Genomic DNA, 12,454 nt, shown 5'->3' with positions numbered 1-12,454 from the left:
GACTTAAAAAATAAAATATTTGTTTCTTCGATCCACAGAAAATCCGTCGGATCAATCTGATACTTCTCTTTCCAGTCAAACCTAAGTACAACCTTGCTAGAAAGCGCTAATTCTTCAATTATAACAAACGATACGGAAGAAATACCGTGTGAATGTTCAATCTTTTCAACACATAAAATGTCATAATATTCAGCATTTTCAGGTCTTATATCATTTTTAATTTTGAATATCATCACATTTTCTTTTAAGCTCTACCTCTAAGACAGAGGTTCAGTTATCTGCAATTGCCTTTGAAAAATACTCCGGAATCAATTTCCTGATCTTATCCAACGTATCATTGACGGATAGTTCACTCATACCACCTGCAGCATTGGCATGGCCTCCACCATTAAAATGTTCAGCGGCCAACACATTGACAGCATTTTCCTGCCCTTTTGAGCGGAACGAAATTTTGATAATTCCATCGCGTTCGGTAAACACGATAGCTACCCTCATGCCTTTTATGGATAATGCAGAGTTGGCAAGGCTATCAGTATCGCCTTTTTTGTAGTTGTATCTGGCAAGCTCCTCTTTGGATAAAGAAATAATGGCAACCTGATAATCCTCCATAATTTCCAATTTTTCACTCATGGCATAGCCTTGCAGTCTCAAGCGACTTACGGTGTTATTATCATTAAGATACTCATGAACCAGATGATGCTGTACACCCGCAGCAAGGAGCTTGGCTAGCACTTCATGTGTTCTCGGCTTTACAGATGGAAACCGAAAAGTACCGGTATCAGTAAGCATACCCAGATATAAAGGGGTGCCTATTTTTTCATCTAATAATTTCCCATGGCCCGATTCTTCAATCAAATCTACAATCATCTCTGATGTAGACGAGGCAGACGTTTGTGAAACTACAATATCAGGAAATTCTTCCGGGTCAAGATGATGGTCAATCATCACTTTTTTGCCCGTTGCTGATTCCAATAAGGATTGCATATCTCCTACCCTGTTCACCGCGTTATAATCAAGGCAAAAGATCAAATCAGCTTCAAGAAAGGCCTCTGTTACCTTTTCAGGTTCTTGGGTCATCAGCAATATGGGCGAAGTATCCAGCCAGTATAAAAAATCGGGTGCCGGATCCGGATGACAAACCACTGCCTTTTTACCCAGTTTTTCTATAAAGTGCAACAACCCGAGCGAACAGCCCACAGAATCTCCGTCGGCAGATTTGTGAGATGTGATAACGATATGGGAAGCATTGCAGATTTCGGCTTCAATTTGTTTGTATATGTTCATCTGATGATGTTCCTTTTGTGATGATAAGAGTAATCAAGGTTAAGATAAAACCTGTACCTATAAAAAAAGCCTGAAGAGCTATCTTCAGGCTTTAGTACCCAGGGCCGGAGTCGAACCGGCACGACCGTGAAGTCATTGGTGTTTGAGACCAACGCGTCTACCAATTCCGCCACCTGGGCATTTATTAGTCAGTTAGTTGGAACCGCTTTCGTTAAACGGGATGCAAAGATGTTTAAAGATTTCAAAATTACCAATAGTTGCATAAAAATAGTGAGGAGATTTATTTGATCTCTTTATTATAAACAATCAGACAGAAACTGGCGAACATAATTCTAAATCGATCTTGCTCGTGAAAGCACCGCGCTTTCTGTGTCGACAAGGCTGAAAATACGACCAGATTCAGGTATTTCTGTCTTGAAATATTTTGTACTTATGATATTGAAAACTGCATCTACCCATAGATTATCAGCATTTAAGCTTTCAGTGAAATTGAACTTCTCTCCGCCGTTCTCCAGAAACAGGTCACGGTATTCCTCTCCTATTTCAAGCGTGGTTTCCAGGCAGTCGGCCACAAAAGAAGGGGACACGACCAGCAGGTTTTTAATGCCTTTTTTGGTTAGTTCTTCAATCGTGGCATCGGTATAAGGCTTTATCCAAGGGTCTTTGCCCAGCCTGCTTTGAAAGGACGTAGTGTAATTGTCCGCATCCAGCCCAATGCTTTCAGCAATGAGTTTTGAAGTTTGAAAACAGGCGCTTCGATAGCAATATGATTGATATTCTCCATTTCCACAATTACAGCATGTATCACAATAACCCGCTTCTACCCTGATCCTGTCCAAGTGCCTCTCTGGTATGCCATGATAGCTGAAAAGCAGATGATCTGGCCGGTGCTCGCCGATATCTTCCAACACTTTCATAGCAAAAGCATTGATAAATTCAGGATGATCATGGTAGCTGTTCAGAAACTGGATGCTTGGTATCACCTGCCATTGAGAGACTACCTCCATCACTTTTTGATTAACCGAACCGGTGGTAGCAGAGGCATACTGCGGAAAGAGAGGAAATACGATGATCTCATCCACTCCTTTGGCACGCAATTTCTCCAGGGCCACTTGTATAGAAGGGTTTTGGTAGCGCATGGCCAGCTCTACCTCTACATCCCAGGGGCTTCTGTCAAACTTTTGCAACAGCTTGTGCACCAGTACCAGGCCGTGGGTCAATAACGGAGATCCCAACGCTGTCCATAGCTTTTTGTATTCCCGGGCCACTTTGCGTGACCTAAATGGAGCAATAATACCATTGACCAGTAGGAAACGCTTCCAAAAAGGTATATCTATTACCCTGCCGTCCATTAAAAACTCCGTCAGATATCGCTTTACCGCTCCATATTCCGGTGCATCCGGCGTACCCAAATTCACGACCAACAAACCCGTTTTACCCATAATCCTGTATTTACTATTTCAATGTTTTATTATAATCTCAAGCCTGCCCCATTAAAAATGCGGCCTGTTTATTAGTCATTTTCCTGCTCAGTGTCTGTATAATCGCCTGCTGTCTGTCACGGCTAAAGCTGGTATTATTATGCTGCTTTAGGCTTTCTGCAACAGTTATTTCGACCTCAGCTTTAAATTTTCTAATAATCTTGCGCTTATCACCTTTCTCTACCCAATCCATAAAAAGGTCAAGCTCCTCTTTAATGATGACCTTTACTTTCGCTAATGCCCCTGCCTGTAGCTGGTCTGTTCTTGTGATTTGTCCCGAAACATCATCTATATTGTACAGTTTGGCTGCAGCCCCCACTGTTGGGTGTACATTCATAGGGAAACCCAGGTCTACAATCACCTGTCTCGCTTGAGTAACCGCGGGCTTTTGCAGCAGATATTGGCGGTTACTTACGGCGGTAATAATGGCATCGAAATGCTCGAATTGCCCTGCCTCCACCAGCTCCCAATCGTAGGGCACAAGACCGTGCTTTTGTGCCAGGTCTGCTGCTTTATCCGACGTACGATTTGCTATATAGACCCTTCCAAAATCAAACTTCCCTAAATAGCTAACCACATCCCGGGCAATCTCTCCTGCCCCAATGATCAACAGATTTTTACCCGGCAATGCTGCTTTGCCCAATGCTTTCTCTATCAATCGAAGTGAGCAGTATGCCGTAGAAGTAGAGCCGCTCCGGTAGTGCGACTCGTTGGCAATCCGCTTGTGGCTTTTGAACACAGCCTGAAACAGCCTTTCCAGCAGTGAGCCTTGCTGCTTTTGAGCCAGGCAAAATTGGTAAGCTTCTTTCACCTGCGAAATGATCTGCTTATCACCTACAACGGCAGATTGCAACCCGTTGGCCACTTGCATAAGCCTGTCAGCGGTATCACTGGTATTGTCTGACAACTCGAAAAAGCCCCGACTCTCATCCTCATTACACACACCAACAGATCGGACAAAAAAATCCCTGACCTCGGCAGCTTTAGTGGATTGAGATTCAAAATATATTTCTGTTCTGTTACACGTAGAGATCAACACCAGCCCATGCACATCAGAAAAAGCGGCCGCAATGCTCTTGCTTAGCGATCTTCTTAAGGTTTCGCTAATGCAAAAAGATTCCCTTGCCGATACTGAAGCAGTTTGGTGTGAAATACCTATGTACCTTAACACGTGTGACATAATCCGGTAAACAGTTTTTAAGCGATTTGCTATGGTTGTCGAATATGATTACTTAGAGCCATAAACTCAGGTGATTGAGTTTAAAACCTGATGCTAAGATGCGGCCATCCTAAACATTAATCAAATTGATAATTTCTAAGCCATCATTAGCAAAATCTATATGAGGTAATGGCCATTGTAATGAATGAGGTACTTACGAAGAAGCAATCCCCCAATTATGGATGACAAGCTGAATTCCAATTGCGAATCAGTGTATGCCCAGAAATGAGGGGATCACTTCGTCGTGCCTCCTACCGATGACGTATTACTCAACATGTTGATTTGCAACAAGTTGATATCCCATTTCTTTCGCTGCTTTTGACAGCCATCTTTCCTTCTGGAGATTAACTTTCTGCTCGTAATCCTTTATCCCTTTCTCGGTGTAATCAAGGCCTTTCACCATCAACCTCCAATAGAGTACGGCTAACTTCCTGGCTGTGGCTTTTACTGCAATTCCGGGTCCTCGTTTAGCTTTTAATTTTCTACCAAAAGCTCCAAGGGCTATTTTTTTGCTTTCTATTAGGCTTTGAGCTATTTGTCTAAATATTTGTCCGGCCTTGGGCCTGTATCTTTTGCTTCTTGTGCTCTTCTTCTTCCCAGATTCATGTTGTCCGGGCGCTAAGCCTAACCAAGATGTAAAATGCTTTTCTGTACACCACTTCAATAAGTTACTTCCGGTTTCAGCATACAATTGTAGCCATGTATAATCTGTGATTCCAGGTAAATTTGTAGCATCTTTCCCCGTAAATATTTTAAGCAGGTGGCCTCCCAGATTATCTACTTGAGGCTTATTGTGCCTAACTGGTTTACGAGCTTTTACTGATTCAATATCACTTCTAATGTTCTTATCTTCATGATAATTGTTCGTCCGTTCCATAGCCTGCTGAATTTTCTTATCGCACTCTATAATCCGTTGTTGATAGAACAGGTAAGCCTGATAAGATTGACCTAGGGCAAATAAACCTGATTCCGTATAATGCCCTTTTAAGGCTTTTAACATCTGATGGGACTTTTTCTCTATTATACTTTTATGACAGAGGGACAATAACTTCTCAGGGGTACGCTCTCCTTCCAAAATGGCATTTATAATAGCTATACCGCTTGCCCCATGAATCTGGCTAATTACCTCTTTGATCCGTATATTCATCTCTGTCAATGATTTATGCATATGATTAACATGCATTGCTCCTGTCCTGATATGGTCTTCCCGCATGCGCTGATAGGTTCTTATTTCCTTGACTTGTTCATCGGGGACAAAACAACGGTTGAGCAAGCCATAACTATGAAGTTGCTGTACCCACTGACAGTCCTTAACATCAGTCTTGCGACCTGGCACTTGTTTGGTCTGTCGGCCATCGACTAACCATACATCCAATCCAGACTCCTCAAGTATTTCATAAAGTATTACCCAATAAACTCCGGTAGCTTCCATAGCTACGGTTTCTATACCCACGGACAGTAAATAATCTCGGGCCTGACAGAAGTCCTCTGTAAAAGTTTCAAAAGATCGGACAGGCTCTCCTTCAACTGCCAGGAAGATATTCTTTGCTCCAATATCTATTCCTGCGGCATTCGCCCTTAACTTTTTCATCATGATTTTCTTTAGTAAGGTAGTTGCACAGAAAGAAATTTATGACACGAAAGACTACCGAGCGGACATTCCTAAAAAAATAGAAAAGTACCATAATTTGTGACTCCTTTCTTTCAAACCATGCTCGCGACCAGGCAATTAGCACTAGTCGATATCCCGGTTATGTGTGCAAACTTTCCTTTAAAACGATTCGTCATCTCATTTTGTGCATTTTGTTAAAAATGTTAAGTCTCGTGATGACGGTTAATTATGCGCTCGATTTCCTGGTGATGACGGCTAGAAAACTTTTACTTCTCCTGTTCCTCATCGCTGGTCACTCTTTCAAACTCCTTTTTGTTGTTATTCACGCCGATGCTGGCTACGAGGCCGCTGAGGAATGTTTTTGTCCAGTAGTTGAAAAGTGACTTGTTCGGATTTCTTTCAAAGTAGATTTTACCTTCCCTGAATTTGAACAGGTGCGGGTTATTTTTATTGATCACAAATGTGTTGGCAAAGAAGGAAGCAATGGATTTACCAGAACGTTGCGTCCTCTCCGAGGGCTTATCCAGAATGTAGATCTTTAGGTCTTCATACCTGAACTCCATGGTGCCGTAGGCTACATCTTCGTTGGCGCGGGCACTGAAAAAGAGGCTGTTGGCATAGCCCTCACGAATATCAATATTGGCATTGTAGACCGTAATGTCATTGAATATCCTCAATGGAGTGGCTGCCAGCTTTCCGCCTATGGTGAATGCGCCTGCCGGAGAGGTCATATCAAACGACATAGAAAGGTCCAACCTGGCTTTACCCATGACCATAGCCTTGGCATCCATGGTCATAAAATGGTTCTTTTTCAACAGGCTTTCACGGTTGGTTACGTTTTTGAAAACGGCAGAAAATTCCTCAAAAGAGACCGAGCCGGGTTGGAGTGCCCCTTCTGCAAATTCTGTGTAGGTAATGTTGGTATTATGAATATCTATTTTGCCAATGTTCACCGGCTTTTTATAGTTCTTAAAGGCAACGTGATACATAGGTTTTTCCTTTGCAGGAGGATCAGGCATGTTTTTATCACGGTAGACTTCTATTTTGGCATTATCAATCAAAAGGTGCCTGCTGTCGATCAGTTGATGGTTTAAAAATTTATCCAGATGTAACCCCGAGAGTTTGATGGTACCGGCACTGGCTTTTATCCAGTCGCTCTCGTAATATTTCTTATCAAAATACTCAAACTGTGGCAGCGGTATAAAGCGCAGGTTACTGATTGTAAGGCTTGAATCTTTCAGTGCAAATGCCACTTTATCAATAGTAATGGTATTTAGGCCATCTTTGGTTTTGAAGCTCAGGTCAGGGGCCGTAGCTGTCATACCTTCAAACACCAGCACATCTTTATCCAAATCTGTCTTTTCATCCAAAAGCACCTGTTCCAGGTTAACTGAGAAGTTCTTTAGCTTAAAATCGTTCTTCCCTTCGCGCTTGAGCACAATGTTTCCGTTACTCAAATCAAGGTTATCAATAGCAACCTCCTTCAATGCTGCACCTTCCAGAAGGTTCTTTCCCGAGGCTTGGCCTTTTGGCTGCTGTAGTGTAATATCCGGCTTGATCAGCTTTATTTTTTGAATATTAACTTTCTGATGATTGACTAAAGCATAAAGGTCCGGAATGCTCATATGAAGTCCCGGAACTTTGATTGTGCCGGTTCCTTCTTTTGTTATAAAAGAAAAATCACTGACGGCTATCGCATCTGTTTTAGAGTCGAGCGTTATGCCCTTAACCGTCACATCAGATTTGCCATTGTGTATGGAAAGTGTTTCAACCTTTGCAGTCATGCTCTGTGCAAAGGGTATTTTGTAATTCCACTTCTTATCAGGCGCAATGCGAACATCTCTGATATCCATATTCACGCCCCGTCCCACTAGCCCGTCCTGATTATCTAAAGTAGTATTGGCCAATATCAGCCTGCCAATTTTAATATCTTTTAAAGATTCATTGAGTTTTTGCTGCAAATCCCTGAAGTATGTGACAGACTTCACTTTTTTCCCCTCAGGCCTGGCCAACTTAATGTTAGTATTGCGGACTAAAATTTCCCTTGCATCCAGTTTTTTCTCATTGACAAAACGTCCTACATCCACACCCTTTGATGAAACAGTGTCTATTAAAATCTCATTTTTCCCTTTAACAGACAACTGCTTTACCGCCAGTAGTTTCGACTTCTCAGAAAGCAGTAATTGACTAAACCTGAGCAGATTACCATCACCATAAGCGGTAGACCCTGCCAAAGAAACTTCCAGGCCTTTTATCACGGGAGCTTCCCCTTCGCTTGCCGCCAGATCCCTGAATTTCAGGTAATTGACATTGGATGTAAATACCGGTTTGCTTTTATCAACAATGTTTATGATACCCTTGCCCAGATGGATGCGCTTAAATGAAAAACCTCCTTCCGTTTCATAATCCGGCTTCTTTTGAAATAGCGATTGGTCTGCAAAAAACCTAAACTCCTGTGCCCTCAGTCCATTCATCGCACTTTCCGGGGAATTGAGAAATACTGAAATTCCCGGAAGGGGGACAAACACCCGGGAGAGCGATGCTTTCAGAGGGCTCTTCTCGTTCCCATCAATCTCGGCCTGCCGGATAGTAAGCCTGGTTTTATCATTTTGAGTGAGCGAAACACCGGTAAGCCTGCCCGTAATATTTCCTAACGGGGTTATGTCAATGCTACTGGCATATACCTTCATTTGCAGGCTATCCAGGTACAGATTGGACTGTCCTTTTCCATCAATTACCTCACCAACAGAAGTATTCAGGCCATGAAACCGGATAAATGACTCACCCTTTCTCATTATGGTAACTTCTCCCTGGTTCAGGTTAATGCTATCGGCGTGCAGAAAGTCAAAAATAGACGCGGTTAATTCCGGAAGATTAACCTTCTCGCCGGATGTAAGGACGGTATCCTTCATATGAAATTTGATCCGCGGCCGATCAATGGAGATATTGCCCATCACCAACCGGTTGTTGTCTATAAAGTTTTCAAACTCAAAGCCTGACACCCGTACCTGGGGTGCATCAATGTTAATCACGCCACCCTTAGCTATTTTCTGACCAAATGACAGCCGGTCAAACACTTGTAGTGAATCAATCCTTATGTTGGACTTGTCGGTGGTTACAAAGGACAGACTGCCGAATTTTAAGATGTGGATACTGTCAGGCATGCTGTAATAATAGTTTTTTAGCCCTACCGTAGCGCTGTCGTACTTTATCGTGCTGTAATCCAGCGTATCGATCCTCACATTTTTTACGTGTGCAAATATGTTGGTAGCCTTAAAACGGGATGATGAAGGCGCACGGTCTCTCAGAATATCGACATTTCCATTGTCTATATTCAGGTTGGTGACTTCTATTACATTGAATAACTCGGTTATTAATTTAATCAATTCTGCGGTTGAGGGGTCTGCTTCAATATTTTTACCTGATGTAAGGAAGTTATCCATAGCAAAATTTGGGGAACGCAGGTCTATTTTGCCTATAGCCAGAATATTGTCGGTATAGGCTTTGTTAAAATCCACACCCCGAAGTGAAAGCGACGGAATACCGATGGAATAGGCATTTTGATCTATATCCTTCCCTTTTCGCACCACATCGTTACGTGGATGAAGGTGTACGTTGATCAGCTCTACACGCGACTCCCGGGTGGAGAGCAGCACCGAGTCAAAGGTGAAGAGATGTACCGAATCTTTGAGCTTGAATGTCTGGTCTTTGACCAGCAGACTGATATGGTCTGAGTGGAATTGAGGGTCGTTGTTATGGTCGCTATCCCAGCCAAAATTCCGGATCAGGAATGATATGTTGCCCACCACAAAATCATAGTTCGGGGACATCAGATCCCTCTTGTAGCTGATCTTTGCCTCCCGCAGGCCAAAGCTCCCCAGGTCGAACTCCCTGATCTGCCGGGTCACCTGTTTATAAATATCTCCACTCTCTTTGCTGAGTCCTATGTTTTCCGCATCCTGCCGGGGCTGGGCTATCCACACTTCGGGCTGCTGCAGAATGATGGTTTTTAGCGTTAGCCTGTCTTCAAAGATCACCTCAAGCAAGTTGATGATATCGGCATCTACCTTAGGCACGTGCGCCACAAATAGCGACATTTCTTTATCGGACGCGTCTAGCTGGGCACTGTCGATGTCCACTTTAAAATTAAAAAGTGTGGCCCGGCTATCTACAAAGTCGACGTGTATACTGTCGTAGGAAATACTGTAAAACCCATCAGTTTTTAGCTCAATAGTCCTTTTCAACGTTTTGCCGAGCAGGTCATAAGCATAGTAATGGATTAATTTTTCGTAGGTAAGGAGTACGGCGAGTATAACTGCAATAACTAAAAGTATGACTGTAGTCAGCAATCCCCTCCTCGACCTGCGCAGCGCCCTTAAATTAAAGTATTTCCGTCTTCTTAGCATACACGAACATCATCAGCTCTTTTTACTTTGAGTAAATTTATAGCTTTATTTTAACTTGTTTACTTGTTTTTTGGTTCTGGTTTGTTGGTTTCTGGGGCTAGTTTCTGGTTTTTGGTTTCTAGGGGCTGAGTGCTTGGTGCTGGTGGCTTGGGGAGTGTTTGTTTTATTGTTTTTACTGATTGGGTACTGAGCAATAAAAGCAAAAATTTAATAAACCAGCCTTTAGTTACGTTGTTAAAGGAAGCATAACCAACTAAAAAATATTCTGATGAATTATTTTCTTTACAACAAACAAATAAAAGTGCAGGGTTTGTATGTGCTGCTAGCTTGTCTTTCGGCTTTCACTTTAATTTCATCAAATGCTGATGCCCAGGGATTTTACCTCAGGGTCGGTGGTGGCTATTCGTTTGAGTCGGCTAAAACCGAGTTTAGCGATGCTGATCCTAATGGACTGACGGGCATTACCCAATCCACTGATATAACTGTGAGTGCAGATGGTTCTACGGCTACGGTTACTTCTTTAAAGGGGTCGTTAGGTGCCGGTTTTAAATTTAATGCCACTCCAGGGTATATGTTCAATCGCTTCATAGGTGCTGAGATGGGTATTAATTATTTCTGTGGTGATGAGACGTTGATTGGCCGTTTGCACACGCCTACAACACATTCTGAAGAAATCGCTTATATCAGAGGACTGGACGTAGCTCCGGCAATACTACTTACTCCGGGTTTTGAAACGATTAACCCTTACGTACGGCTGGGCCTTTTGATTCCGGTGGCAGGCGACTTAACCATTGAAACCTCTGTAGACCGCCCTAATGGTGGTGGAGCAGGCACTGATATTGCCGTGAGAGGAGAAGCTGAGGTTACTCCAAAATTCAGCTTGGGATACACGGGGGCTATTGGTATCATTGTACCTGTTACCGATCGGTTCAGCATATTTGGTGAGGCGGAGTTTAAAAGCTTGTCCATAAAAAGTGATGAGGCCGAGATTACTTCCTATACTACCACGGCCACTACAGACGGACAAACGATGCTTGTACCTGGAGAACAACTGGAAGACTTACCGGTTTCTGAAAGGAAATTCATTTTTAAAGATGAATTTACCACATCAATCGAAGAACCAACCGATGAGCCACGAACCATTCCATCTCAGGAAGTTAATGCCAGTGGTGCAGGCCTGAATATAGGTGTCAGGATCGGCTTTTAAGAAAAGTAGTTAACAGTACCTCACCCTGCCACGTCTTATAACCACAGGCCTGAATGAAGGGTGAGGTAGTTACTATACCAGATGCTTGTCAATTACCAAAGGCTAAGCAGTTTCCTTTTCTTTTTTCTTATTGGTCAGTTTTTCAATCAAGTCAGGTACCTTTTCGAAAATGCCGGCAATTGATTTTTTCTGATGGGTATTGATGAACGATATCTCATCTCCTTTGGTCACCAAAAAACCGATAGGGTCAATGCCGATACCTCCTCCTGCTCCTCCACCTTCGCCTTTTCCTGTTTTGGTAGAATCCCCATGACCCCCACCGCTGCCAAAGCCTATGCCCACCCGCATTACAGGCACGCAGTCAAACTCTCCCAACTTAAAAGGCTCACCCATTACAGTTTCCGTTTTTACTTCTTTCTGAATAAAGTCGGTGAGTCTTTCCAATAAAGTTTCAAAATTCATTTCCATGGTTTTTTATTTTTTAGTTAAGAATCTAATGAATGTCCAGAGCAGCCGGTTGAGCCGGGCCCTTACCTGAAGCTGAAGGTAATACTGCCCGCTGAGGTTAGTATTTATGCTCACCGGCCCACGGTTGACCAGCATAAGCACCGGCACCAGTTGTGCATTGAGCACCACATTGTCAAGATCGACCGAGCATGCTAACCGCTGCAAAGTGATACTGCCAAGCACACCACCCACCATATACCTCCAGGCTGAAGCCGATCTTTTGAAGCGGGATTTCTTTTTTTCTCGCTTCCCGGGCTTTTTCTTTGATTTGCCGCTGGCTTTAACCGGCACCTGCAAGCCAAACACATGCATGCGAAATAAGGCATCTCCCCCAGGATGTAAAGATACCCTGATTGTTCCGGCCTGGCTGATCTCATACAAATCCATAGTGGTATCCACCCTCACATAGACGGGTGTAAAAATGATCCATAGCAGCAATGCCAGTATAATGACCAACAGTATGTAGATGACCAGCATGTCTCCCTTGCTTTAGAAATAGATAATTTTCTTTTTTCATGATAAAGCTACCTCCGCTCAACGAAGCCTTCAATGATGCTAGTCGTGAGAAGCGATGATTGATGTCCGCTGTACTATGTTTTCGTTATTGCGATGAGTAAGGTACAGCTTGCCCCAAAAGCTTTCGGAGAGTGAAGAAGTAATCCCCGATTATGAAGGGGAAACTGATATTCTGACGGTTCACAGAAGGAGGAGATCACTTCGTCGCACCTCCATTTTAGC

Annotated in this window: 9 protein-coding genes and 1 tRNA gene; 1 reads left to right on the top strand and 9 read right to left on the bottom strand. The window is 43.1% G+C overall.

Annotated elements, in window-relative coordinates:
• The 7 genes from E1163_RS30520 to E1163_RS09930 form a co-directional block, all read right to left on the bottom strand.
• Positions 1 to 233 (bottom strand): hypothetical protein (locus E1163_RS30520; protein WP_185156037.1); only part of this gene is annotated, 233 nt, incomplete at its 3' end.
• Between the two features lie 37 nt (positions 234 to 270).
• Positions 271 to 1,284 carry a DHH family phosphoesterase gene (locus tag E1163_RS09955; protein ID WP_155171293.1) on the bottom strand — a complete coding sequence of 338 codons (1,014 nt, stop codon included), beginning with the start codon at positions 1,282 to 1,284 and terminating at the stop codon, positions 271 to 273.
• Between the two features lie 95 nt (positions 1,285 to 1,379).
• Positions 1,380 to 1,463 (bottom strand) — tRNA-Leu (locus E1163_RS09950).
• Positions 1,464 to 1,616: 153 nt separating this feature from the next.
• Positions 1,617 to 2,726 (bottom strand): ferrochelatase, encoded by a 1,110-nt coding sequence (gene hemH / locus E1163_RS09945; RefSeq protein WP_155171292.1) that lies wholly within the window; start codon positions 2,724 to 2,726, stop codon positions 1,617 to 1,619.
• A 37-nt stretch (positions 2,727 to 2,763) separates the two neighbouring features.
• Positions 2,764 to 3,945 (bottom strand): glutamyl-tRNA reductase, encoded by a 1,182-nt coding sequence (gene hemA / locus E1163_RS09940; protein ID WP_155171291.1) that lies wholly within the window; start codon positions 3,943 to 3,945, stop codon positions 2,764 to 2,766.
• Between the two features lie 304 nt (positions 3,946 to 4,249).
• A complete protein-coding gene (locus E1163_RS09935) occupies positions 4,250 to 5,578 on the bottom strand; it encodes an IS110 family RNA-guided transposase (RefSeq protein WP_155171290.1) in 1,329 nt (442 codons plus the stop codon).
• A gap of 284 nt (positions 5,579 to 5,862) precedes the next feature.
• A complete protein-coding gene (locus E1163_RS09930) occupies positions 5,863 to 10,002 on the bottom strand; it encodes a hypothetical protein (protein ID WP_155171289.1) in 4,140 nt (1,379 codons plus the stop codon).
• 268 nt (positions 10,003 to 10,270) lie between these two features.
• Between E1163_RS09930 and E1163_RS09925 the strand changes: the two genes are divergently transcribed.
• Positions 10,271 to 11,209, top strand: a complete 939-nt coding sequence (locus E1163_RS09925; RefSeq protein ID WP_155171288.1) for an outer membrane beta-barrel protein — start codon at positions 10,271 to 10,273, stop codon at positions 11,207 to 11,209.
• Between the two features lie 102 nt (positions 11,210 to 11,311).
• On the opposite strand, the gene E1163_RS09920 is transcribed toward E1163_RS09925, so the two are convergent.
• Positions 11,312 to 11,671, bottom strand: coding sequence for a GerW family sporulation protein (locus tag E1163_RS09920; protein WP_155171287.1), 360 nt, complete (start codon positions 11,669 to 11,671; stop codon positions 11,312 to 11,314).
• 12 nt (positions 11,672 to 11,683) lie between these two features.
• Positions 11,684 to 12,193 carry a hypothetical protein gene (locus tag E1163_RS09915; RefSeq protein ID WP_155171286.1) on the bottom strand — a complete coding sequence of 170 codons (510 nt, stop codon included), beginning with the start codon at positions 12,191 to 12,193 and terminating at the stop codon, positions 11,684 to 11,686.
• Positions 12,194 to 12,454 lie beyond the last annotated feature (261 nt).

The sequence above is a fragment of the Fulvivirga kasyanovii genome (assembly GCF_009711405.1).
Classification (GTDB): Bacteria; Bacteroidota; Bacteroidia; order Cytophagales; family Cyclobacteriaceae; genus Fulvivirga; species Fulvivirga kasyanovii.
This window is presented reverse-complemented; position numbering and strand designations above follow the sequence as displayed.